At 59.4% G+C, this 24,113-nt stretch carries 20 protein-coding genes and 1 pseudogene; 1 reads left to right on the forward strand and 20 read right to left on the reverse strand.

Translation table 11 applies throughout. The annotated features are described in order from the left end of the window. Positions 1-21 precede the first annotated feature (21 nt). From JYG37_RS18060 to JYG37_RS18075, 4 genes are all read right to left on the reverse strand, one after another. On the reverse strand, positions 22-1,218 hold the full coding sequence (locus JYG37_RS18060; protein WP_176015406.1) for a cytochrome P450: 1,197 nt from the start codon (positions 1,216-1,218) through the stop codon (positions 22-24). 10 nt (positions 1,219-1,228) lie between these two features. Beyond that, entirely contained in the window at positions 1,229-1,684 is a 456-nt protein-coding gene (locus JYG37_RS18065; RefSeq protein ID WP_050011195.1) for a flavodoxin domain-containing protein, read from the reverse strand. Between the two features lie 24 nt (positions 1,685-1,708). Continuing rightward, positions 1,709-2,962, reverse strand: a complete 1,254-nt coding sequence (locus JYG37_RS18070; RefSeq protein ID WP_063772873.1) for a ferredoxin--NADP reductase domain-containing protein — start codon at positions 2,960-2,962, stop codon at positions 1,709-1,711. A 104-nt stretch (positions 2,963-3,066) separates the two neighbouring features. Then, positions 3,067-4,566: an APC family permease gene (locus tag JYG37_RS18075; protein WP_124630500.1), complete on the reverse strand. Its 1,500-nt coding sequence runs from the start codon at positions 4,564-4,566 to the stop codon at positions 3,067-3,069. Positions 4,567-4,988: 422 nt separating this feature from the next. Between JYG37_RS18075 and JYG37_RS18080 the strand changes: the two genes are divergently transcribed. Next, on the forward strand, positions 4,989-5,687 hold the full coding sequence (locus JYG37_RS18080; RefSeq protein ID WP_050011198.1) for a response regulator transcription factor: 699 nt from the start codon (positions 4,989-4,991) through the stop codon (positions 5,685-5,687). Positions 5,688-6,445: 758 nt separating this feature from the next. Here JYG37_RS18080 and JYG37_RS18085 read toward each other — a convergent pair. The 16 genes and pseudogenes from JYG37_RS18085 to JYG37_RS18160 all read right to left on the reverse strand — a co-directional run. Continuing rightward, positions 6,446-6,664 (reverse strand): annotated as a pseudogene (locus JYG37_RS18085) (transposase); the annotation flags it as partial. 85 nt (positions 6,665-6,749) lie between these two features. Next, entirely contained in the window at positions 6,750-8,078 is a 1,329-nt protein-coding gene (locus tag JYG37_RS18090) for a purine-cytosine permease family protein (protein ID WP_204384164.1), read from the reverse strand. Between the two features lie 106 nt (positions 8,079-8,184). Beyond that, positions 8,185-9,309, reverse strand: a complete 1,125-nt coding sequence (locus JYG37_RS18095) for a porin (protein WP_050011200.1) — start codon at positions 9,307-9,309, stop codon at positions 8,185-8,187. A gap of 247 nt (positions 9,310-9,556) precedes the next feature. Continuing rightward, positions 9,557-10,441 (reverse strand): alpha/beta fold hydrolase, encoded by an 885-nt coding sequence (locus tag JYG37_RS18100; protein ID WP_089489203.1) that lies wholly within the window; start codon positions 10,439-10,441, stop codon positions 9,557-9,559. Between the two features lie 78 nt (positions 10,442-10,519). Continuing rightward, complete coding sequence (locus tag JYG37_RS18105; RefSeq protein ID WP_048985709.1) at positions 10,520-11,293, reverse strand: SDR family NAD(P)-dependent oxidoreductase; 774 nt, start codon at positions 11,291-11,293, stop codon at positions 10,520-10,522. A 510-nt stretch (positions 11,294-11,803) separates the two neighbouring features. Next, the gene (locus JYG37_RS18110; protein ID WP_060067741.1) at positions 11,804-12,508 is read right to left on the reverse strand and encodes a response regulator transcription factor; all 705 of its coding nucleotides are present in this window, start codon (positions 12,506-12,508) and stop codon (positions 11,804-11,806) included. 267 nt (positions 12,509-12,775) lie between these two features. Further along, entirely contained in the window at positions 12,776-13,708 is a 933-nt protein-coding gene (locus tag JYG37_RS18115; protein ID WP_050011390.1) for a LysR family transcriptional regulator, read from the reverse strand. Positions 13,709-14,299: 591 nt separating this feature from the next. Then, complete coding sequence (locus JYG37_RS18120) at positions 14,300-15,472, reverse strand: Gfo/Idh/MocA family protein (RefSeq protein ID WP_311767832.1); 1,173 nt, start codon at positions 15,470-15,472, stop codon at positions 14,300-14,302. Beyond that, positions 15,393-16,013, reverse strand: coding sequence for a Gfo/Idh/MocA family protein (locus tag JYG37_RS18125; protein WP_213345685.1), 621 nt, complete (start codon positions 16,011-16,013; stop codon positions 15,393-15,395). Before JYG37_RS18125 ends, JYG37_RS18120 begins: the two co-directional genes overlap by 80 nt. A gap of 12 nt (positions 16,014-16,025) precedes the next feature. Then, the gene (locus tag JYG37_RS18130; RefSeq protein WP_213345686.1) at positions 16,026-16,358 is read right to left on the reverse strand and encodes a Gfo/Idh/MocA family protein; all 333 of its coding nucleotides are present in this window, start codon (positions 16,356-16,358) and stop codon (positions 16,026-16,028) included. Between the two features lie 60 nt (positions 16,359-16,418). Continuing rightward, positions 16,419-17,411 carry an inositol 2-dehydrogenase gene (gene iolG / locus JYG37_RS18135; protein ID WP_050011206.1) on the reverse strand — a complete coding sequence of 331 codons (993 nt, stop codon included), beginning with the start codon at positions 17,409-17,411 and terminating at the stop codon, positions 16,419-16,421. A 49-nt stretch (positions 17,412-17,460) separates the two neighbouring features. After that, positions 17,461-18,441, reverse strand: coding sequence for a Gfo/Idh/MocA family protein (locus tag JYG37_RS18140; protein WP_050011207.1), 981 nt, complete (start codon positions 18,439-18,441; stop codon positions 17,461-17,463). 216 nt (positions 18,442-18,657) lie between these two features. Beyond that, positions 18,658-19,824, reverse strand: coding sequence for a Gfo/Idh/MocA family protein (locus JYG37_RS18145; protein WP_048985716.1), 1,167 nt, complete (start codon positions 19,822-19,824; stop codon positions 18,658-18,660). Between the two features lie 165 nt (positions 19,825-19,989). Further along, positions 19,990-21,702: an acetyl/propionyl/methylcrotonyl-CoA carboxylase subunit alpha gene (locus JYG37_RS18150; protein ID WP_213345687.1), complete on the reverse strand. Its 1,713-nt coding sequence runs from the start codon at positions 21,700-21,702 to the stop codon at positions 19,990-19,992. Next, on the reverse strand, positions 21,699-23,297 hold the full coding sequence (locus tag JYG37_RS18155; RefSeq protein ID WP_124660024.1) for a 5-oxoprolinase subunit B/C family protein: 1,599 nt from the start codon (positions 23,295-23,297) through the stop codon (positions 21,699-21,701). Before JYG37_RS18155 ends, JYG37_RS18150 begins: the two co-directional genes overlap by 4 nt. Then, the gene (locus JYG37_RS18160; RefSeq protein WP_050011209.1) at positions 23,290-24,075 is read right to left on the reverse strand and encodes a LamB/YcsF family protein; all 786 of its coding nucleotides are present in this window, start codon (positions 24,073-24,075) and stop codon (positions 23,290-23,292) included. Before JYG37_RS18160 ends, JYG37_RS18155 begins: the two co-directional genes overlap by 8 nt. Positions 24,076-24,113 lie beyond the last annotated feature (38 nt).

The raw sequence follows: 24,113 nt of genomic DNA on the forward strand, positions 1-24,113 counted from the left end.
CGATTCGCGCCCTTGGTCGCTTCAGGAAAAGCGCAACGGCAAAGTCAAATAGTTGCGAATGCGATCGTCGTGCTGAACCGCGGGAGAGCCGGCGAGCTCCACGCGTGAATAGCGTTCCGCTATGGCTGACAAGATCACCTCGATCTCGACGCGGCTGATCAATTGCCCCGCGCAGCTGTGTGTTCCGATGCCGAACGACAGCATCTGGCTTTCACGCATCGAACGAGTATGGTCGAATGTGTTCGGATCCTCGAACACATCAGGATCCCGATTGACTGCCGCCGTCATGAAGCGAATGACGCTATTTTCCGGGATCACCGTGCCTCTGATCGTAACCGCAGCCTTGTTGTACCGAGTGAAGGACATCTCTGGCGGATACAGGCGCAGGAATTCGTTGATCATCGCCTGGCGGCTTTCTCGATCGGCTTTGTAGAGGTCGAAGAGTTCAGGCTCGCGCGTGAAATGCTCCAACGTCGACGCGAGTACGTAAGCCGGATTAGGTGCACCGGAGAAGAAAAAATTGACCATGGCCTGGACGACTTCAGCCTCGGATAGTTCGCCTCGCGCTTGTGCCTCGATTAGTGCGTCCGCAAGACCGTTGCCAGGATTTCGGCGCTTCTCGGCAACAAACGCGTTGCACCGGTCGAACAGATACTTGAAGCCCTCTACCGCATCGTCCAGCTGCGCCTTCGTTGAAGCCGGAGACTGAGCCATGACAATACGCAATCCGTTCTCTATCACACCTTCGATGTCGTCTTCCGGTATGTCGAAGATGCGGCACATCGTGACGTGCGTGGGTACGACACAAATAGTGTGATGGGCCTCGACAATGCCATCTTGCGCGATATTGTCCAGCGCGTCGCTCACAAGCGCCTTTGTATGCTTCGCCCACTCCGCGACCATCTTCGGCGTGAACCACTTGTTGAAGTGCCGCCGCAATAGCGTCTGCCGTGGCGGGTCGTAGAACAGCACACTTTCCTTGAACACGTGCCACGGATGGGGTTTCACCCAGTTCGGCTCCTCCATGCTCATCGCTGGATGCTTGGCAAACTCCACATAGTCGGAATACTTCGAGACGACGAACTCACGTTCGCTAATCCGATACACCGGTGCCTCGCGTTGCAATCGCTCATACCACGGATACGGGTTGTCGCGAAACGCGAGGTCCGCCCACGGAAGGTAAGGATCGTTCATGAAATCGCCCGTTTGATTTTTCATCGAAACCCCCTTATTTGCCCAAAATCGAAAGGATGCCCTGGGACCATGCCACCGCCATCTGGTTTGCAGGCATGCCTTTCGATGCATTGTGTCGTCCCGTTTCGCCAATTTGCGTGGCGCCGCACGAAGCGAGCATCTCAGTCAATAGATCGATTGCACGGTTGTAATTCTCGTAGCTGGAATCCCCGAGCCCAAACGCGGCAAATCTCATCGAAGCCAGATCGGGACGCTTCGCGATGAGCGCGCGATAGAACGGCTCGGTCGTCTCCGGCATATCGCCCTCGCCGTACGTAGAAGTAACAACGATCGCGAAACTGACAGCCTCCAGTTCGTCCACGGCTTGATCCGCCATCGATTTGACGACGCTCGGCATATCTTTCTCGGCGAAGCACATCGCAATATCATCGGCAACCATCTCTGCGTTACCGCTCTCCGTGCCAAACAGAATCAGAATCGATGCATTCATTTCTTTTTGCTCATATTTAGACGATTACCCCACGCTCACGATCTGCCTTGCCACTTCCAGCAGGCGCCTGCGATCTGCAATTTTCTTGCGGAGCCTGTTCGGCCCCGCCGCATCCCGTTCATACCGGTCCACCTCCAGCCAGCCGGCGTAATTCACGAAATCGGCTGGAAACTGGTCTCCGAGCGCGGCCAGTCCAGGCCGGCCGATCGGCAGCGCTCCGTCTTGCACCATCGCAACGATCTGCGCGGCCACGGCTTGTGCGTCTCTGCGATTCGCGGCAACCCCGCCCTTTCCGCCGTTCTTCGCCCAACCGACCTCGAATACATTGAACGAACGCCACGGCCCGCATCGCGCGCCGATATCGCCGACCTCGTTCGTAAAACCAATCGCAGTAACGATCGTGTCGACGTGAAAACTCACGATACCTTCCGCTTTCGAGTGTCCGCGCAAAACGCTTTTCGTCAGCAGTGCGTCGACCTGCACCGGCGTACATTCGAAGTGGAAAACAATTTCCACCAGCGGTTTGGCATATACGATGCGCCTCGCGGCATTCCGCAGCACTTGTGCCTTTTCGCTCTGATCGTCGTCCGAAAGACCCGATGCAGATACCTTTACATGTCCCAGATCACAAAGTTCACGCAGCATGGCAAGGTCAAATTTCGCGTCGCCTGCGCTGGATCTTCCGACAAGATGAATCCGCTCGAGATGATTCGAGCGAAGCATCGATAGCCGCTCGTCGTCGATATCGGAGTTATCGAATTGCTCGATGCGTTTGGCCAGCAACCGGGCAACGTCTATGGCGACGTTCCCGTGCCCGACAATCGCCAACGATTCACCCAAGGAGCAAAATCGCCCTCTGTCATGGGGCAACCGAGGCTCGGGATAGCCGTTCAGCGCCCGCAGTATTTCGCCTGCCCCAACGACGTTTGCTTTCGGGTGTTGTGGAACCGGAAGTACCGAATCCGTTGCCAAACCAGTCGCGAGCGCCACAATGTCGAAACTCTCTGTCAATCGCTCAAACGACAGGTCTTTTCCGATAGTTACATTCCCGAAAAAATTGACCCCATCGCGTCTAAACAGACGATCGAACTGCATCGCCACGGATTTCGAACCCTGATGATCGGCCGCGATGCCGTAACGCAACAGACCGAATGGTACCGGCTCCGATTCAAACACCGACACTGCAGAATCCGGCCAAACCTTTATCAACGATTGCGCCAGGTAGCACCCGGACGGTCCGCTTCCCACAACGGCAATGGATGGATTAATGATGCGCATGAACGTACCTGGACTGGTCTCTTGAAACGGAGATGAATCGGATGCCGAGTTGCTTCGCGACTGAAGCCGAAGCTATCGAGATTCACATCCGAAGCATGGATATGTCATTGCGTGACGGCGAGAACGGCCTCGTCGTCCGTGCCACCATCTCGCGGCTCGACGTCACGATTGCGCCCCAACCGCCGGAACACTTCCGGCTTGGCCTTCCTGAAATAAACGGCCAATGCCATCCCGAAAATCTGCACTGCGCACAGGCTATAGAGCATCCACGTGCTTTGGCCCGGTTCGCCGCCAACGAGAAGCTCGAAGTGCTTGCCAACGAGGACGACGAGCGCAACAAACAGGACTGCGGAGATGCCGGGCGCAACACACGCTTTGAAAACGCCTGCACCGATGAACCGCCCCTCGCGGAAATACCAGACGAGACATGAAACATTCACGACGGTCATAAGGATCAGTCCTCCTGCGGTACCGACGCCAGACAGTCGACCGTAAAGCAATTCCGGTTGGGCCCCGGTCACGATGAACGGCAGAAGAACAAGCAGCGTCAGCGTCGAAACCGTAACGGACGAGCGGTGCGGTGACAAATGCTTCGGATGGATCGCACTCAGGTACTGCGGAAATGCGCCGTCGATGCCGAGGTTGTGAAGATAACGCGTCAGCACGTTATGAATGGACAAGCTGGACGCAAACGCCGAGGTCAAAACCAGGATCGCGACCGGCGTGCGCATCCGCGCACTGACGAACTTGTCGAAGGCATTCTGAAACATGGTGGCGGGCGATTGCGTTGCGACGGAGATCACGTCGTGTCCATACACGCGAATCAGTGCATATGCGCAGAACGTATACAACAGACCGATGAAGATAACCGCACCATAAGTTGCTCGCGGAATGGTTCTATCCGGGTCGCGCACCTCATCACGGAACAATGCTGTCGCCTCGAACCCCATAAAGAAAGAGACGGCAAACAGCATGGCAAACGGGCTGTTCGCGTTCAACAATCCGGATGGGGAAAAAATGGCGTTCGGCGGCAAGTCGCTCGGGGGATTGCTGCCAATAACTCCAGTGCAGAACGCGATGCAAACGATGACTTCGGCGACCATTACCCAAGTCAGGAACTTCGCGGATACTTCGATGTGCAGATATCCGAAAATCGCGATGGCAAGCCAGCATGCGAGCGTAAAGTAGTACCAGGGGAATGCCCATCCCGTGAGCGTCCGCTGCAGATCAGCGGACGCAACGCCAAAATACGCCGGAACACCGGCAAGGATGATGAAGTACGTAATCGTGGCGAGCATTCCGGCTCCAAGCCCGGCACTCCTGCCCAATCCATGCGTGATGAATGCGTAGAAGTCGCCTGGTCGCTTCGCAGCATGGTTGAGTGTCAGATACCCCAGCGAGAACAGCATCAGCAGAACCATCGTCGCGATGAAGATGGTAGGGCTGGCTGCACCGCCATACATCAACGCGACCGGCACATATCCCGATACGGTCGTGAGAGGGGCCGAAAAAGCCAGAACGCTCAGCGCAAGCCCAAAGGCGCCCATGTTCCCGGTAAGTTTATTTCCCTTCTCTGCAATCGCCATGTAACCGCTTGTCTTCATTCGAGCCACCTCTTTTCTGTACGCGGTTCTCTCGGTATCGCACTGTGATGCGTGTACCGCAGAACCCGTTGACTTGGTAGTCGAACTATATTCAGCGAATTTCTGGCCAACATCCTCCGAAAGTATCTATGCGTCGCTTCAAGATGGAGCGCCGATCGCGCGTGGTGCGCCATGCACGACCAACGTGCAATGATGCGCTTCCAGATCGTGCGTCTACCTCTACGGCACCCTGGCACTTGGCCGGATTCGTCGCCACCGTCGCCATATACGGGAGCGTGTGACCCGCCAGTCGCCTTGGCTCGGTTCTTGCATCCAATCGTTGAACATCGCGCTAGCAGCCTTTTCGCGTAGGCCGCCAGCGTTCCAGCCTCCGTCAGACAGGTTCGGAAAAGGATCCTTTGTCTATTCCACTTGGATAAACCATGCGATATCATCTGAACGACGATTGCAAGGACTTCGCCAAGCGGACCATTGCGTTTTCCCAAACCCTTCTGGAATCGTCTGCCGCAATCTTTACCTGGTTTGACGCTACCCAGAAGATTCCACCGTGCACGGAACACGGCCTCGGCGACGTGATGATTCGCGACTATTACCGAGACTTCAGAGAGTTCGATCCGATCTCCCCCGACTTCCTTTTATCAAACAGATCTTCGGTCGTTACTCTAAGAAAGATTGCAGACAATAGATTTAGAGATTGCCACATCCCATACGCACAGTTTATGGCGCGGTATGGGTTCGTGGACGAGGCCGCCTTTGTCTTTTGGCAGGACAACCGAGCCATCGCTTTTCTCAATGTTCTAAAAGGCAGACACGACAAAACGCTCGACAATGAATCCGTACTCCAGGAAATGCATAGCTATATCCAGTACAACCTTCTCGGATTGGATTCAATAAAAACCCATCGACGCAATCGGAAACTCACCGAGCAACATCTATTGACAGCCCGCGAGCTAGCGATCGCCAACTTGATTGCGAGTGGACTTTCCAACAAGGAAATTTGCCACGAATGCCAGATCGAGCTGGTGACGGTCAAAACGCACGTGGGAAGGGTTCTGGCAAAGCTCGGATTGAATACGCGGTCACAAGTCGCGTCATTTCTGCACTCGATAACCGCGGATTGACCGTTGCAGTCCCGCCTCGTGGAAGCGAAGTGTGATGCGTGCGGTCCATTGCAGTTCAGTTGCAGGCGGGGCGAACCGACGCCGCCCTCAACCAGGCCGTCGAAACGACTTGCGCCCCGCTCCAGGCACCATACGAACGCACGCGGCCCGCTGAGCCTGCAAGCTTTCGCAATACCATCAGCTTGACACGCCATGGTTTCGACAGCTTCGTCAAAGGTACAGACGAAAGATCGGGGCCGAATTGGCACGTTCAGTGGCGTTTCCACCGCGTACTCTCGCGGTGGCCGCTTCCATGCCGTGATCTGACGTTGGACCGGTTTTTTTACTTTCGGCTACGCTCGGCCGGACTCTGCTCTCCATGCCGCGCGTCGAAACGCAGGTGCGCAACCACTTGTCCGAGGCTGTAGTACGTAACGAAGCTGCTTCGGTCTGACTCAATGTTACGGATTCCAGCATCGGAATCCGTCTGACAAGCAGAGACCTCCGCTGAGTCAATCGGATGACGGCTATGCAGCGATCGCAGGAATATCTTTCGCATGACTCGGTTCCCTGTTGGGTCCACTACTGAGGTCTGCGCGCCAACCGGACATTGAAGCGCAGAGGTGGTTACAATCGACAAAGCGTGAAGCATCATGATCTGTTCAAGTCCACGCCGGATCGCTCGACGCCAATCACAACGACATCGGAACGACGACGACCCAGGCGACGTGGACGATCTATACATCGTCTCTAGCGATACCCGATGCCCCTTGCTTGGCCAAGGCCTCCGCCAATAGCTCCCTTAGTCGATCATTCTCGCCCTCAAGGTACCTCAACCTTTTCGATTCAACGCCGTCGTTGCCACCAAACTTCGCCCGCCACGAGTAGAAGGAGGTATCGCTGAAACCGTACGTCCTGCACAGATACTGGACCGCCTCGCCAGCTTCGGCCTCTCTCAAGAAGCCGATGATTTGCTCGTCCGTAAAGCGCTTCCGCATTCTCAAACCTTCCTCGAAAGTGACCTTTGCTGGCGTCAGGTAGCCTAGCGCTCCAGAAAACAGGTCCGTTTCTCAAGTGGTCCCTCTAACTCGAGGCAGCATGTGACGACAGTTCCCTTCGTCGATTGCAGTACGATTCGATACCAACAAAGAGGATCACCTGGACAAGCACCGACACCGGTGTCGCCCACTGGTACAACGATGGGAAGAGCGATGCGTTACCGAGGCACACTCCACATAGGGTTGCGATCAGGCATGAGCTCAATCCCGTCCATCGCCAGTTCTTGATCACTTGAGGCATGACATCGGGCACATCTCGGGATCGTCCAGCCCAGAACTGATCGACGAGAAGCAACGTGACGAAGCAAGCCATGGACATACCGATATAGTTCAGGGCACTCGCGAGCAAGTGCGTACCATCTGAAATCAGCACAGCGGCCGCAACCGCGCAGAAAGCAACGATGACGACTCTTCTGCTGACGGAAACGCCAAATAGATGCTCGAGTGCGTTGACGAAAGCAACGGTGCCTGAGTAGATGTTCCCGAGATTGATTCTGAGCTGCGTCGTACACGCGAAAATGATCCCCCCCGCACCCAGCAACGAAACGAAATAGACGCCAGGATTGCTTTCCCGCATCTGGACAGCGAACCAGATCCCCAAGATCCCGGTGATCCCGTAACAGAACGCTGGAAACAACGCGCCAACAAACACCGTCCCTGCTCGGAGTTCCCGTTTGCGCACAAATCTTGCATAGTCGGCCGTCACAAGACCAATGATGAAGGCGAGACCGTTAACGATGCCCAATACTTCAAGCAGGCTGGTGAAGGGGGCTGCCGCAAGCCGAATCTCCGGGAGCGGAGCGCCAGCCACGGGAACATCAAGCGCGTTTCTTATCGCCCACACAACAAACACAACGAACAGCACCAGACTCATCGTCTGGAATCTTGCAAGAACCTTCATGCCCGACCACACGAGCGGCAACATGACGAAGACAAGGCAGATGTATATCAACGCATGAGGAGCTTGCGGAAAGAGAGCCTGTAGCGAAGCCCCCATGATGTTGGCTTCTGCGACGAAGTAAGTGAGGCAGGCCACTCCGTAGGCCAGGCTGAATAATCCCGCTCCACGATATCCGAGCACGGTTCTGGCCCAGATATTGATGCCAAACCCTGTCTGAATGGATCGACGAACGAGCAGCACACCGACGAATGTCGAAACGCAGTATCCGTAGGCCAGTCCGATCAGCGCGGCTGCTACGCCAAACCTCACGGTAATGATCGACGCAATCTGAGCAAAGAAAAGCGCGGTCGCAATACCTAACGTAGCGAAGAATATGCCCTGCCAACCGGTCCTTGCATCTTCAGGAACCGGACTGGACGCGTAATCATCATCGGAGTGAGTTGATGCCGGCATACAGAAATCCCAATACCTTCGTGTCAGGAAAATGAGCAACGCGGCGCCGCGGAACTCACGAAGGAATCACCCTCGTATCGGTCCGCGGCGCCTCATACAGATTGCTTCAGAACTTGTGCCGCAGGCCGACGGCTACAACTTCCTGAGTACCTTTGCCCGCCGCAATTCCGTACGACCCGATGGAAGCCTCGGCGGCGCCTTGCCCGTTCTGCCCGCTTGCATGCTGATACCCTGCGAGCGCATAGACGTCGGTGCGCTTGCTCAAGCTGTAGTCGGCCCCGATATTCACCTGGTGGTACTTGGCAGACGAATCCCCCAGTGCGCGCGTGTAGTTGTAGCCGGCGATGAGCAGGAACGCAGGCGTCACTTGATACTGGGCAAAGACCGAACCGTTGTGATACTTCTCCGACCCCGTGAACGTCGATGCCGAATCGGCCGAATACTGGGCATAGCCATACGCCGCGCCCACCGTGAACGGGCCCGCAACGTAATTGGCACCGATCCGGGCGATATTGATCGACCGGGCTGACGCATAAGCCGCATTCACCGGCGAATTAAACAGCGAGTCGGACGAGGAAGTGCCGCGATTGCCCAACGTCGCGTTGCCGTTGTCGATGTGGAGAACGCCGCCGCCGACGCTGAACGACGTGCTTTGATAGCCAACTGCTGCGCTCCACGTCTGCCCCGACCCCGTGGATCCAGCGACGCCGCCGAGCGCATACATGACCTCGGCCGAAACGCCGCCCCACGACGGACTCACCCATTTCACGGCGTTATTGAATCGAGCACTCGAGTCGTAATTGTCGACGTCACCCGGCGTAGCGAACCAGCCGCTGTAGACATCGGCGGTCAACTGCTGTTCGAGGTCGGTCAGCGGATCGTACTGACGACCGAACGTCAGGGTGCCGTACTGGCTCGAAATGCCCACGAACGCTTGTCGGCTGAACAACTTGCCCGGTGTCGCAAGCGCGCCGTTCGTGCCGTCAAAGCCGCTCTCTACTGTAAAGATGGCCGAGAGCCCGCCACCCAGATCCTCCGTTCCCTTCAATCCCCACAGGGAAGCCGAAAGATTGCTGGGCAACATCCTTACTTGCGAACTCTGTCCGCCGCTGTTGTGCACATAGCCCACACCCGTGTCGACGATCCCATAGAGCGTCACGGAACTTTGAGCCTTTGCTTGCGAGTAAGCTACGATGCTCAGTGCGGCGACTGCAATGACTTTTTTGTTCATTCCCCCCCCAAATCACCAAAGTTAATTTCACTAGGAATACTGATCAAATAAACTATCGAATTGCTTCGATACCAGCCGTTTCCGTCTCAAGATCAACAATCTCTCGTCGAACGGAGTGCAGCGCCCACGACGCACTGACATCGCTAGGCAGCATGCGGCGCGCGCTCCATACCCGTTCGAACCGGGCGACGGATTTCTCCAGACGCTGGCTGGATCGTCAGAAGCGGCGCCGGCTTGTCCGCTCGTACTAGCCGAAGAAACTCTCGAGTTCCTTTGCAAGCGCCTCGGGCGCCTCTTCCGGGATATAGTGTCCGGAAGCGACCATCGTGCCGCGAACGTCCGCCGCGACCTGCTGCAGCTGCGGAACCAGGTCGGGCATTGATCCCTGATCTGCACGGACCGCAAGAACCGGCATCTTGAGCTTGCCCTTCGCGCTCAATTCGCGATTCTGCTCGGCCGACACCGAGATAGCACGGTAGTAAGCGAGGCCACCTTTCAGGCCATTCGTCAGGAACACGCGATGGTATTCCTCGAAGTCCGCTTGGGAGAACACCTGCGGGTTTGCCGCCTTCCGTTGCAAATACCACTCGAGATAGATGTGCTCGCGGCCGGCCAAGAGCGCTTCGGGAAGATCCGGGATGTTGTGGAATGCGACGTGCCACGTCCGCCACGCAACGTCGGAAGCCCACGGCAGCGTATCCGGAAGACTGATGCCCGGGATACCCGTGTCGAGGATCGCGAGGGCCGTGACCTTGTCGCCATTCATCGCCGCATAGGGATAACCGACCCATCCACCGATGTCGTGTACGACAAGTGCATGTCGATCGACACCGAGTTTCTCGACCAGGCCACGAAGGAGCCTGGCGGCCTTGACCGTGTCGAGCGTACCCGCGGGACGGTCCGAGTCACCTTGCCCGGGAAGATCCGGAGCAATAACACGGTACCGATCCCCAAGCAGCGGCAAAACCTTGCGCCACGCATACCAGCTTTGGGGGAAACCGCAAATCAGAACCAGCACGTCGCCGTCCGCCTTGCCGCCGCTCACATAATGCATCCGCACGCCATCAACCGTCTGAAAGCCCCGCTTGAAACCTTCGATGCCGGTCTCCGGCCATTCACGATTCGAAAACATTCACAAGCTCCTGTTGTTCCACCGACATGTGCAGGCGCGGGCACCTGCGCCGCGCCACGCGTGTAGCCAAACGCCCGCTCAGAAGGGATCCCGGGCAGCAGCAAGCCAGCCGCCGTCCATCACGTACTCGCTGCCATGCACGAAGTCGGCATCGTCGCCGCCCAGATACGCAGCGAGCTTGGCAATTTCTTCCGGCTGACACCAGCGGCGGGCCGGGAATTTCTGAAGGGCCGCCTCCATATCGGGCGAATTCGCCGTCGTGTGCTCCGACATCGCCAGCGGGGTTGCGGTTGCGCCCGGGCAAATCGTATTGACGCGAATGCCGCGCGCGCCGTATTCGAACGTGAGTTGTCGAGTCAGACCGATCACACCGTGTTTGGACGCCGTGTAGGCGGTCCCGCCACCCGCAGCACTGAAGCCCGAGGTGGACGACGTGTTCACGATCGCCCCTTTGCCTTGCTTCAGCATCTGCGGAATGACCGCTCGGGCCATCAGGAACGGTCCCGTGAGGTTAACGGCAATGACGCGGTCCCACTCTTCGACGCTCACCTCGTGAGCCGTCGCGTGTCCATCCAGAATGCCGGCGTTATTGCACAGAAGATCGATGTGCCCCCAACGCTCGATCACCGCCTTGACAGCGGCCTCGACGCTACGCGGGTCGCTGACGTCCACTTGATGTGCGTACGCCATCGACGGATTCGCCAACGCTTCGACGGTGGCAACGGCATTCTTGAGATTGATGTCGAGTGCGGCTACGTTCGCCCCTCTCGAAACGAACTCGCGAACCATTGCTCGCCCCATGCCGGAACCAGCACCGGTTACGACAACCACGCGCCCGGAATAATCATTCACTGAAACGTCTCCTTGACTTCACTTTGACCAGCACGTGCGCTGCTCACTGAGCCGGCGAATCGTGCGCTTTCTGTTTCCAGGATTCGCGTGCATGCATCGTCTTGCGCCAATTAGACGAGGTCCAATTGTGATTCTCGATGCATGCAGATCACGAATTTCTATCAGTTCGGCGAGCTGGACCGAAGACGGTCCACCATCAACCGGCACTCGGCAAACACCCGTCACGCATCGGAAGTTAATTCGTTATGCGAATTGACAGCCGGACGCCGCTCAAGCCATGTGTAACGCGCACCATCCTCAAGGTTGTAGATCGTGATCGATGAAGTGAGCTGTCAGGCCACGCAACAGGCATGAACCAATGCGAGCGTTACGACCGTCTGAATGATGTCCGGCGGCCTTGAAACCATTGTATGTATGGCCAAGACGCCGCTCGTCCATCCAAAGGATGAGAAAAATTTCCATTGATGCAACCGGTGACGAGGACGAACGCACCGCCCCGGTGCACCCAGGCTATTTCGTGGTCGGTGTGCCCAGGTCGGCGGAGAATGCCGCAAGCTGGGTTCGGCTCTCGATGCCCAGCTTGCCCAGGATTCGAATGACATGCGACTTGACGGTGGCAAGCTCGATGCCCAGCGTCTCGGCGATATCCTTGTTGGACAGGCCGGCGGTCATCAGAGACGCGACTGCGAGCTCCCGCTCCGTCAGGAAATACTCGTTTCGCAGCGCGTGGTCTGCCTGGACCTTCTTGACGGACGCAAGCATCGAGAAGCTGTGCTGCATATAGTCGTACATCTGTCCGAAGGGTTCGGGAGTCGAGAACGGGCTATCGCCTTGCTTCTTGATGACGGAGAGGCATGCTAGTGGCGTATCTCCCGCCCAAAACAGGAACCCGACTTCGTCCACGAGCCCGTACTTCCGCTGGTAATCCGACCAACTGGAGTGCTGGTCGTCGCGCTTTGCCCCTTTGAGGGTCACTACGGTCGCACGCTGTTTGATCAGACGATAGACGTTCAGCGGATCGGCCGAGGCGAATACCGTGTAATAGTCCTTGATGGTCTCTTCGGGCCATCCCATCTGGGTGTGCGGCAATAGCTGGTCGTGCGAATCGAGCCATGTGAACACGGCGGCCGAACAATTGAGCATCGACCGTGCAAAGTTAACGGTCTGAAGAGCGAACTCCTGCGATTCCCTGAATTTGCTGACTTCGACTAACATCGCCAATTCTCTTTGCCGGTAGGGATGAGCGCGAGCGCCGATCGCCCGAAATCAGCGGCCCGACAAGTGCGCCAGCACCGAAACCGAAAGCCTCACGAGCGGAGAGCATGAAATTCGCACCAGACTAACATCTGATACCTAATGGGACAGGCTACCGCAACGCGCCGCCGAATCATACTAGGGAAGTCATATACCCGCCGGCGACCATAATCCGAAAGTCAATCGGTACACCCCCACTGCCCGAACGACCTCAATCGGGATGATCGGTCACGCGGCCCGAATCAGCGTCTCCGGTTTTCCTCGGCAGTATGTAGCGCACACATCCCGGGCCGCGTCGGCTGCCGCTACGACGGCCGGTGATGCATTGACCGGCATGCACAACGACACGTCGATCGACGGCGGCTGCGGCTCCAGCGCGAGCTCGGCGATTCGCCCGTTCTCCAGTTCGTCGTGCACGAACAGGTGCGGGACTGCCCCGACACCGTATCCATCACGCACCAATTGCACGATCGCAGCGACCGAAGAGGCACAGGTTATGCGTATCGCCTCGTCCGGGATGCCGGCTCCACCGGCCAGTGTTCGGACGATGCGTTCCACCGCCAGGTGCGACGTGGTGCCCCTTCCGAATGTCAGTATCGGCCGCGCCAGGGCGAGGCGAACCGGATCCATGTCCGAACCGGAAAGCAGCTCCCGGCTGACAATCCATCGAACCGGATAGCTTGCAATCCTGCTCGACGTGACCTTGTCGCTCCCAACAACCTCTGCGCAGACAGCCATGTCGAGCTCGCCCTGCAAGATTTTCTTGTTCAGTGCCGGGCTCGAATCTACGGTCAGCTCGACCACCAAGCCCGGGACGCGCTCCCTCAACTGCGTCACATACAAGGAAAGCCAGCTGTGAACAATCGTGTCTATCACGCCGAAACGTATCGGTCCGCGTAACGCGAGATCGAGACCGGCTGCCTTCTTGAGCGCACGAGTCGCGTCTACCACGTTCATCGCCAGCGTCAACAAGCTCTGCCCAGACAGGGTGAGACGAAAATCCGCCGCCGTTCGATCGACGAGCTCGGTCCTCAACTCGTCTTCCAACGCCTTGATACGTGTCGATATCGTCGCGGGCGAAGTATGAAGAAGACGCGCCGTAGCCCGGAAGCTGCCTTGTTGCGCGAGCGTCACGAACGTCTCCAGAAAGCGTGTATTCATTGCCTCACCATCGAGGATGCAGGTTTCCGTCCCGTCATACGCCACAGAACACCTGCCTGCGTCCGTCGATCTTCTCGAGTCAACACGGCGAAGACAGCACATTGGCGTCGAACATCGCTACGTTCGTCTCTGCTTGTCAGGAAAATGTTGACAGCCGTGTGCAGAATTTCTCGTTGGCTCAAGATCATTTCCGATCCTATTATTTATTCGCATTCCTTCTTTATGACGTAGAGTGCGAAAGCCATTCGGCAAACCGCGAATCTCGAAACGACGGATATATCTGGACCCTCGCCCCATGACGCTACGGAAAGTTCTCGGCACCGCCCTTCTCAACGCTGCCTCGGTCACCCGCACGAACCATCGAAACGTACCCGCCACGGACCAGCGAAACGTCTCTCCGTACACCGCCCTTCTGCGTGAACCGATGTCTTCCATCGCGGCGAATGTTCCCGATCGGCCCGATCTCCGGTCGGTATCGATCCTCGGCTACAACTAAGTCTCGCGCCACGGATCTGCATCCGCGACAGGAATTCGAGGCACGCCGAGCGAGCCTCGGATAGTGTGTCGCGCAAGTTCTCTCGACTTGAACGCCTACAACAGCAGCCGCTTTTCCGTTCTCGGTACGGCGCGCACATCATCGAGCGTCAGGTTTCGGCGGACGAAACGCGTCGGTTCGATGGACACCACCGTTCCCGTGCGAGCAGACGCCTCGATCGCCAGCAAGGCCCTCAGGTCAGCCAGGCCCTCTTCGACACTCGACGCAGGCTTGCTGCGTTTCTGAATGCATTCGGAAAACTGCTGAATCAACCCGCCGAAGTGATCGCAGTGCCGGAAATGCATCGTCTCCGAAGCATCCTTCGCGTTCAGTACCATTCGCGTCGGCGTTTCGAACCTGAAACCGGGCTCCATGGTCAGGTCCCCTTCGGTTCCCAGCACCCTGTACATATCGATCGACGCCGTGCCAAAACTGCAATAGAACTGCGCGATTCGATCGCGAGGGAAACGCAACGTGACAGCAATGGCGTCGTCGATGTCCGAGAAGCGGGAATCTCCGGGCCGGCGCGTCGTGATCGCCGACGCATCGACGGGTTCGTCGGAGAAGACATGCCGCGCCGCGTTGACGCAGTAAATCCCGATGTCTTGAAGCGGGCCGCCCCAGTTCTTGCTGTCCAGCCGGTGGTTGCCCGTCGCGGACTGAAATCCGAACATCCCGCAGAAGTACTTCGGATCACCGATGCGGCCTTCCCGGATCGCTTCCAGTGCCGCGATCGTCCCTGCCTCGTGATGCAAGCGGTAACAGGTGCTCAACAACACGCCGGCCTCGGCTGCCGCCCCAATCATCGCCTCGGCATCCGCGACGTTGGTCGCCATCGGTTTCTCGACCAATACGTGCTTTCCGGCTCGCGCTGCGCGAATCGCATAGTCGGCGTGGAGCGGGTTGGGGACGGCGATATAGACCGCGTCGACGACATTGCTGTTCAACATCCGGTCGTAGTCGTCGTACCCGACGATCGTATCGACGCCGTGGAATCTCGCGAGCTTCCGCGCGCCGTCAGGATTTCCGGAAACCAACGCGCCGATCACCGAATTTCCTGTCTGGGCAACAGCCGGCATGAACGCCTCCTGCGATATCCATCCAGCACCTACAACAGCGTATCTGATCATGTTTGCCTCTATGCGTTGCTCAGGAACCGTAGACGACCGGCACGGCGCTCCGCTCGCGCAGAGACCGACGCGCCGCATCCAGCACGACGGCTGCGTCATATGCGTCGTCGAGCGTCGACAACGGGGTCGTACCTTTCGCGACGCATTCGTTCACGAAGAAGCTTTCGACCTGAAGAAAGCTGTCCCAGTAGGTCGCGTCATCCCAGAACGGAAGTCTCGCGTCGCCAAACTTCGTGACATCCCACGGGATCACGCCGCTTCCGTCGGAGCCGATGATCTTGAAATAGACGGACCAGGGCTCCCGACTGCGATCGTCGGCTGAAAAGCTTCCCCACAGATTCGCAATCGTTCCATTAGGATATTCCGCGGTGATCACCAGTTGATCGTCGGCGTTCGGATCGTCAAAGTGCACATTGGAACCGGTCGCGAATACCGACGACGGGCGACCGACGAAATACAGCATGCAGTACGCGTGATGCACCATCAGCTCGCGCATCGTCAGATCCGGCGCGCCGATCGAAGCGTCATGTTGCTTGTTGTAGATCGCCCAGAAACTGACGATCCTTCCCAGTTTCCCGGAAGCAACATGCGCACGCAGTCGCCGCATGCTCTCTGCATAGACGTAATTGTGGGAAGGCATGCAGATCCTCGATTACGAACGTGCAATCTCCGCAAGCTCGCGAATCTGCGTCGCCTGCGCGCACAACGGCTTCTCGAGCAATACGTGTTTGCCTGCCAGTAGCGCACGCCTGGCCATGTCGAAGTGCGACGCGGTATTCGTGCACACGACAACCGCATCGACCGCGTTGTCGCCCAGCAGTTCGTCAACGGTTTCGTATGCGCGCCCCCCGAACCTGTCGACGAATTGCAGTGCCTTCCTGTAAGTGCGACTCCAGCCGCCACAAAACAACTGCGGATCCATTTCGGCGAGAGCCGTTCCGTGCAACTCTGCTACGTTGCCGAGGCCGATGATACCGATCTTCATGAGAGCACCCGATATGTGTGAAATGCCCACCGGCTGGCCTGCCCATGCCGGTCATGTCGATCAGCCAGCGATGTCCACCGGCTGCCCGCGCTGCCACGAAAGCGTGGCCGCATCGGCGATCAACTGGGCCTTCAGGCCATCGCCGGCATCCGGTTGCGGCATTTTTCCTGCCGACACGGTGTCGACGAAGTAGCGCATTTCGGCCAGATAGGAGGCGCCGAAGCGCTCGAGAAAGAACGGTTGCGCGACCGGCATGGCGAACCCGACTTCCGTGGCATGCTCCACCTGAGACTCGAGAACGTTCTTGACACGTAGCATGCCGCGCGATCCGTGAACCTCGAGTCGCTGGTCATAGCCGTAGGTCGAGCGGCGCGAATTCGAGATCTGGCAGATCTGCCCCGACTTCGTCGTCAGGATGACTGCCGCCGTATCCACGTCGCCGACCTCCGCAATGGACAGCTCAACCAGCACCGATCCGGTGGCGAACACTCGCACTGGATCTTCCTGCAACAGGAATCGCGCGAGGTCGAAATCGTGAATCATCATGTCGCGAAAGAGACCACCGGACGTCTTCAGATACGACAGCGGCGGCGGCGCCGGATCACGAGATGTGATCGTGATGGTCTCGACATTTCCGATCTCACCCTCGTGCACGCGACGCGCCAACTCACCAAAGTGCGGGTCGAACCGCTGGTTGAACGCCGTCATGAAGGGCACGCCCACATTCTCGACGGCATCCATGCATGCCCTTACCCGCTCCGACGACAGATCGATGGGCTTCTCGCAAAAGATGGCCTTTCGCGCAACCACCGCCGCGTGAACGAGATCGAAATGCGTCGATGACGGTGTCGCAATCACCACCGCATCGATGTCATTCCCTTCGAGAATGTCCGATGCATCGCGTGCGTCAACCCCAAATCGGTCAGCACAGGCCGCTGCGGCGCTCTCGTTGACGTCAGCTACCGCGACTAGCGTTGCCGATGGAATCTGCTTGATACCGAGTGCATGAACTTGACCAATGCGCCCACATCCGAGAATTCCAATTCTGATCATTTTTCCTCCTGAGTGGCGCAAACCTCTGCATTTCCGCGGATTGGCATGACTACGCGTACATCGTCGGACGGTAACGCCCGGCCGCGAACGTCAATGATGTTCCGCGCCCCATCGCAGCGACGATCTGCTCTGCGACTGCCGTCGTGACATAGCCATCCCAGGCATTTGCACCACCGCTTGACGTGCCGGCGCCGATCGATCGGACCCACTCGTTGAGCTGCTTCACATAGGCCGACCTGAATCGGTCGATCCAGTTTCCGGCATGGGCCGTCATGCCGTAGCCGCCGGCATTCCTGCCGACACATCCGGGCGGAGCAGTCTCGATCGTTCCGTTTCGCCCGACGACCTGTACGTGCACGTGATAGCCATACTGGCAATTCATGAACACCTCCGACGACACGATTACGCCGCCGGCCATTTCCATCACGACGACCAGCGGATCGCCGTTTCCAGCACTGTAGACACGTGCGCCAACAGGTTCGGAATCGAGCAACCAGCGGCTTGCATCGATTTCGTGAACGAACGCATTGGTGATGGACATCGGGCCGTTGAACCAGTCCGGCGCGATGGGATTTCGGTGGACGTTGTGCACGACAACCGGTGCGCCAATGTCGCCCTCCCGGACAGCACGCTTCATCTCGATGTACGGTTGGTCGAAACGACGCATATAACCGACCTGGACCAGCCGTCGGCTCTTCGCAATTTCCGCGTCGACGACCTTGAGTGCCTCGGCCGCCGTACCGGCCAGCGGCTTCTCGCACAGAACCGGCTTGTCGGCCTCGATGCACTGCAGTACGAGGTCGCCGTGCAGCGTGTCCGGTGCGGCAACGAGAACGGCGTCGACATGCTCGGAGCGAATCAGCTGCCGCGGGTCCGTATAGACTCTCGCGCCGCCCGCCACGGTCCGCGCGCGCCCTTCATCGGCATCGCAGACCGCGACCAACTCCGCACCCGACGTCTCCTCACGCAGAATGCGCGCGTGCTCCGATCCCATTACGCCGACACCGATCACCCCAATTGCCAAGGTCATCCCCTGCCTCCGATCTATTGACACGCTATCGTTCGAACGCGGCCGTAGTGGAGGCCGCATCCGGATCTATCGCAGTTCGCCGCCGGGACGGTGATGCTTCGACGTTGGCCGCAGATGAGGAGGCGCTCGCCGGATCCATTACCGACGAGCCGCGTTACCGATTCGCCACTCACCGAGGAGCTCACCGCCTCCGCACGACTTCAGGCGGCGGCCGTGTTATCCGCGAGCCGGCTGCTGGATGTGTTCCCACACGCCGCTTTGCCCCGACACGAGGATCGCGTCGGCGATGCGCTCGATCTGGACGCCGTCCTCGAAGTTCGGCGCGGCAGGCTGGTTCCCGGCGATGGCCTGCAGGAAGTTGTACCACTCGATCGACTTGATATCGATGTAGCCCTGGCCCATCCCGGCAACCGGCCACAGCTTGTCGCCGAACGGTTGATGCGGGCCCGAGTAGATCGTGCGGAAGCCGAACGCGTCCGACGGATCGTCCGCGAACGCCACACGCAGTTCGTTCAGGCGCTGATAGTCGAACGCAATCGAGCCACGGGTACCGTGGATTTCGAAGCCGAGCTGGTTGTGGTGGCCCCACGCATTGCGCGTCACTTCGATCGTTCCGCACACGCCATTGCTGAACTTGATCATCGTCATGGCCATGTCGTCGACGTCGACCTTGCCCTTCTCCGACGATGCCTGACCTGCCGGGCCGAAGAAACGGCCCGCCGGCAGCGGCCGCTCGGCGATGAAGGTCTTGACGATCGAGTTCACCGATTCGAACTCGCCGACGAGCAGGCGCGCCGCATCGATGACGTGCGTGCCGATATCGCCAAGCGTGCCCGAGCCGGCCTTCTCCTTGTTGAAGCGCCACGACAGCGGCGTGCTGGGATCCGCGCCCCAGTCCTGCAGGTAGTAGCCGCGGAACGTCAGGATCTCGCCAATACGCCCTTCGTCGATCAACCGCTTGGCCATCTGCAGCGCCGGCGTGTGGCGATAGTTGTACGAAATCATCGTGACCACGCCCGTTTCCTTCGCGGCCGCATGCATGGCTTCCGCATCGGCTACCGTCATGGCCATCGGCTTCTCGCACATCACGTGCTTGCCCGCCTTCGCGGCGGCGATCGCGATCGCCGCGTGCGTGTCGTTCGGCGTGCAGATGTCGACGATGTCGATATCCGGGCGCGACACCACTTCGCGCCAGTCCGTCGCGTGCTCGGCGAACCCATATTGCGCAGCTGCATTGCGTGCGAGTTCGTCGTCGATGTCGACCACGACCTTGCGTTCGATTTCCACCGGCGAGCCGAACAGGATCGGCACCACGGCAGTAGCGATGGAGTGGGCCTTGCCCATGAAGCCAGTGCCCACCAGAGCGACATTCAGTTTTTTCACGGTTTTCCTCCAATAAGGCTGTCGTACTCGTGACGCACTCAGCCGATTCCTTGACTCTTCCGACATCAATTTGATTGTTCGCCAGTCACTCAGGATCCCGAATCACATGACGTACACCTTCTACATCTCGACAACTCAAATTCGATTCAATGTCCCCTTCGCTCCTTACTCGACAACCGCGATCTTTTCGCCCGCCGTGACCGGACGTCCGGCTTCCCCATGGATGCGGATTCGACCACCTTTCGGTGCGACGACACGCATTTCCATCTTCATCGCTTCCATGATGGCGACGGCATCGCCCTCGGCCACCGTCGCACCCTCCCCCACCAGCCACTTCTGCAGCGTTCCAGGAACCGGCGCCGTCACGATGTCGGCGCCCGCTTCCGCCTTCGCCGAATCGTCGAATGCTCGCGGGACGCCGACATTCGCAAACAGCGACGCAGGCAGACCGATCGTGTGACGCTTTCCATCGATCTCGATGAAGCTTTTCAGCAGCCCGCCCTCAGCCGGCGTGACGCGTCCGGAAGGTTCGACCCCGCCAAACTCCGTTTCGATCCAGTTGGTATGAACCTTGAATCCATCTTCGCCGCTGAAGCTCTTTTCCTCGAGTACCGCCCGATGGAATGGCAGCACCGAACCCACTCCCTCGATATCGAATTCGGCAAGCGCACGACGGGCGCGAGCGAGCGCTTGTTGGCGCGTATCGCCGGTAATGATCAGCTTGGCCATCAGCGAGTCGTACAGTCCCGGAATCTGCGAGCCGGATTCGACACCGGAGTCGAGCCGCACACCGGGACCTGCGGGCGGACGAAAGCGCGTGATCGCGCCAGGTGTCGGCAAGAAACCACGACCCGGATCTTCCGCATTAATACGGAATTCGATCGCATGACCGCGGGGCTCCGGCGTCGCCGTAATCGACACAGGAAGGCCATCCGCGATGCGCAGTTGTTCGATCACGATGTCGACACCGGTGGTTTCCTCCGTCACCGGATGCTCGACCTGCAACCGCGTGTTCACCTCGAGAAACGAGATGACCCCGTCTTGAGAAAGCAGAAACTCGACCGTGCCCGCCCCCGTATAGCCGGCCTCGGCACATATCCTTCGCGCCGCGTCATGAATGCGCGCGCGCTGCTCGACGGTGATGAAAGGCGCGGGAGCCTCTTCCACGAGCTTCTGGTTTCGGCGCTGCAGCGAACAGTCGCGCGTGCCGAGCACGACGGTGTTGCCGTGATGGTCGGCCATGATCTGCGCCTCGATATGGCGCGGACGGTCGAGAAACTGTTCGGCGTAGCAGTCGCCCCGGCCGAACGCCTCCGTCGCCTCGCGGACGGCCGAATCGAACATCTCCGCGACGTCTTCGATGCGTCGGACGATCTTCATGCCGCGGCCGCCGCCCCCGAACGCCGCCTTGATCGCCAGCGGCAGGCCAACTTCCCGCGCAAAGGCGACCGCGTCGGACGCACTGTTCAACGGCCCGTCGGATCCCCTGACCAGCGGCGCGCCGACCTTCGATGCGATACGCCGGGCCTGCACCTTGTCGCCGAGCGCGGTGATGACCGCCGGCGACGGGCCGACCCAGATCAGTCCGGCATCGATTACCGCTTGGGCGAACTCCGCGCGTTCGGACAGGAAGCCGTAGCCCGGGTGGACCGCATCGGCACCGGCGCGACGGGCGATCGCCAGAATCTTCGAGATGTCGAGATAGGTCTCCGCCGGGCGGCCCGCACCCAGCCCGTATGCTTCGTCGGCCAATTCGGCATGCAGCGAACCGGCATCCGCGTCCGAGTAGATTGCGACCGATGTCACGTTGTAGTCGCGCGCGGCGCGAATGACGCGAATGGCGATTTCGCCGCGATTGGCGATGAGCAGCTTCTTCATCGAACGAGTTCCTTCACTTGCGGATCGAATGCGGATATCGGGTTGAAGCGGATACGGGCGCCGATCGGAATCTGCCCGAGCATGCCGAGATGATGGGCCGCGACGACGGCAATCACCGGGTACCCGCCGGTGACGGGGTGATCGGTCAGGAACACCACCGGCTGGCCGCTGTGCGGCACCTGAATCGATCCGAACAACGTGCCTTCCGACGGTAGCTCCGCGTCGTCGCGCCGCGCCAGCGCCAGGTCGCCCGACAGTCGCATGCCGACCCGGCTCGACTCGGGTGTGACGCGCCATTCCTGCGAGAAAAAACGTGCGACGCTATCGTCGGTAAACCAGTCGGTGCGAGGCCCCGGGACGACGTCGACATCGATGACGTCGCCAGCACGCGGGAGCATCCGTCCGACCAGAGGTTCCGGCTCGACGAACGTCGCCGCCTCGTTGGCCGGAACCAAAACATCGCCGCGGGCGATCGGCAACGGGCCGATCCTCGAAAGCGTATCGGTCGACGCGGACCCCAACGTGCGCTCCACGACAAACCCGCCACGCAGTGCGACGTAGCTCCGCATGCCGCGGCCGGGAATGTCGAGCGAGACTTCCTCGCCCGCATCGACGGCAAACGGACGCGAATGGGGGACAACCGTCACGCGGCCATTTGCGTCGCGAATCGAAATCGGACACGGCGCCCCCGTTACAGCCAGGGTCACCGGACGATCAGGCACCAGCGAAAGACCGCCGAACGTCACTTCGAGCACGGTGCTACGCTCGGGATTGCCAACACAGGCGTTCGCGAGTCGTAGCGCGGCGCGGTCGACGGCACCACACACGGAGACACCCTGGTCAGCCTGACGGGGTCGGCCGAGATCTTGATACAGCACTGGGCGATCCGCACGCGTCACCGCGATGCCGCTGCCCGAAACCCGGCGCACCCGCGTCGGCTCCAGTCGTGCCGATACCGGAACGACCGCACCTTTACTCGCATCGCGGAAGCGGACCCGATCACCGGGCGCGAGCAATGCCGCACGCGGGCGCGTCGCGTCCCACATGGGCACTTGCGTCGTGCCGAGAAGCTGCCAGCCTCCAGGGCTGTCGGACGGATAAATCCCGCTGAATTTCCCCGCGATCGCGACCGAACCCGCCGGGATACGCACACGGGGGGTTCTACGTCTGGGGACATCGAATCCCGGATCGTCGGTGGTCATATACGCAAACCCCGGTGCGAATCCGGTGAACGCGACCGAGTGGACTGCATCCAGATGTCGCTGGACAAGCTCCGCCACGGACCATCCCAACAGTTCGGCGACCTCGCCCAGATCTTCTCCGCCGTAGGAAACCGGGATATCGAACATGCTCCCGCCGCGCTCCCGGCGAACGGACACGTCCAGCCGCCCGAGCCGCTCGATCAGCGCCGCGCGATCGACGACAGCCGGATCGAGGCGAACCAGTACGGTACGCGCGCCCGGGACGACCTCGTCGACACCGTCCACTTCGCTTGCGAGAAGCCTGTCGAGGAGCGCCAGCGTCGTCTCGAGACTTCCAAGCTCGACCAGGACGCCGGTAGAACCAGCCGAAAGGATGCGCATCTGCTCAGGCACGGTTCCCTCCCCCGCACGCACTGGCAAATGGCCGAAGCGCAACGCCGCGCGCGGTGAGTTGCGTCTGCAGCACACGAGCGGTCGCAACGGCCGACGGGTTGTCTCCGTGAATGCAGATCGACTGCGCATCAACCGTAATGTCCGTTCCGTCGATTGCAGTCAAGACACCCTCTTGCACGAACCGCAACATGCGACGCGCAACGGCAGTCGGATCGTGAATGACCGCACCTTCCAAGCGGCGACTCACAAGACTTCCATCCCCGTTGTACGCACGGTCCGCAAACGCCTCGCTGACTACGGTGATGCCTGCTTCGCGCGCCTGATCCGCAATCGGCGCACCGGCCAGCGTCATCAACACGAGCGTGGAATCGATCGCGAGAATCGCGTCGATGACGGCCGCCGCCTGGTAGGTGTCGCGCGCGATCGTGTTGTACAGCGCGCCGTGTGGCTTCACGTAGCGAATTGACGTGCCCGCCGCCTTCGCGAGCCCTTGAAGCGCGCCGATCTGGTAGATCACGTCGCCCATCAACTCTTCGCGTGACGGCTGCATGTTGCGACGCCCGAAGCCCACCAGGTCGCGATAGCCGACGTGTGCACCGACGGCAACACCACGCCGCGCCGCTTCACGCAGCACGGTATAGATGCCCACCGGATCGCCGGCGTGAAAACCGCAGGCAACATTTGCGCTCGTCACGATGTCGAGCATCGCCGCATCGTCGCCCATGCTCCACGCGCCGAAGCTCTCACCGAGATCGCAGTTCAAATCAATGCTTAACATGACGCTGCCTACAGGATTCCTTCAGTGCGCGAACACGC

Origin of the sequence: Burkholderia sp. LAS2 (assembly GCF_018417615.1) — a bacterium.
In the GTDB taxonomy this organism is placed as follows: Bacteria; Pseudomonadota; Gammaproteobacteria; order Burkholderiales; family Burkholderiaceae; genus Burkholderia; species Burkholderia sola.

What these genes read in the sequence shown, in the direction of transcription:
- JYG37_RS18060 (WP_176015406.1), bottom strand. Translation starts at nt 1,218, where the DNA reads ATGAAAAATCAAACGGGCGATTTCATGAACGATCCTTACCTTCCGTGG.
- JYG37_RS18065 (WP_050011195.1), bottom strand. Translation starts at nt 1,684, where the DNA reads ATGAATGCATCGATTCTGATTCTGTTTGGCACGGAGAGCGGTAACGCA.
- JYG37_RS18070 (WP_063772873.1), bottom strand. Translation starts at nt 2,962, where the DNA reads ATGCGCATCATTAATCCATCCATTGCCGTTGTGGGAAGCGGACCGTCC.
- JYG37_RS18075 (WP_124630500.1), bottom strand. Translation starts at nt 4,566, where the DNA reads ATGAAGACAAGCGGTTACATGGCGATTGCAGAGAAGGGAAATAAACTT.
- JYG37_RS18080 (WP_050011198.1), top strand. Translation starts at nt 4,989, where the DNA reads ATGCGATATCATCTGAACGACGATTGCAAGGACTTCGCCAAGCGGACC.
- JYG37_RS18090 (WP_204384164.1), bottom strand. Translation starts at nt 8,078, where the DNA reads ATGCCGGCATCAACTCACTCCGATGATGATTACGCGTCCAGTCCGGTT.
- JYG37_RS18095 (WP_050011200.1), bottom strand. Translation starts at nt 9,309, where the DNA reads ATGAACAAAAAAGTCATTGCAGTCGCCGCACTGAGCATCGTAGCTTAC.
- JYG37_RS18100 (WP_089489203.1), bottom strand. Translation starts at nt 10,441, where the DNA reads ATGTTTTCGAATCGTGAATGGCCGGAGACCGGCATCGAAGGTTTCAAG.
- JYG37_RS18110 (WP_060067741.1), bottom strand. Translation starts at nt 12,508, where the DNA reads ATGTTAGTCGAAGTCAGCAAATTCAGGGAATCGCAGGAGTTCGCTCTT.
- JYG37_RS18115 (WP_050011390.1), bottom strand. Translation starts at nt 13,708, where the DNA reads ATGAATACACGCTTTCTGGAGACGTTCGTGACGCTCGCGCAACAAGGC.
- JYG37_RS18120 (WP_311767832.1), bottom strand. Translation starts at nt 15,472, where the DNA reads ATGACGCAGCCGTCGTGCTGGATGCGGCGCGTCGGTCTCTGCGCGAGC.
- JYG37_RS18125 (WP_213345685.1), bottom strand. Translation starts at nt 16,013, where the DNA reads ATGCCTTCCCACAATTACGTCTATGCAGAGAGCATGCGGCGACTGCGT.
- JYG37_RS18130 (WP_213345686.1), bottom strand. Translation starts at nt 16,358, where the DNA reads ATGAAGATCGGTATCATCGGCCTCGGCAACGTAGCAGAGTTGCACGGA.
- iolG (WP_050011206.1), bottom strand. Translation starts at nt 17,411, where the DNA reads ATGATCAGAATTGGAATTCTCGGATGTGGGCGCATTGGTCAAGTTCAT.
- JYG37_RS18140 (WP_050011207.1), bottom strand. Translation starts at nt 18,441, where the DNA reads ATGACCTTGGCAATTGGGGTGATCGGTGTCGGCGTAATGGGATCGGAG.
- JYG37_RS18150 (WP_213345687.1), bottom strand. Translation starts at nt 21,702, where the DNA reads ATGAAGAAGCTGCTCATCGCCAATCGCGGCGAAATCGCCATTCGCGTC.
- JYG37_RS18160 (WP_050011209.1), bottom strand. Translation starts at nt 24,075, where the DNA reads ATGTTAAGCATTGATTTGAACTGCGATCTCGGTGAGAGCTTCGGCGCG.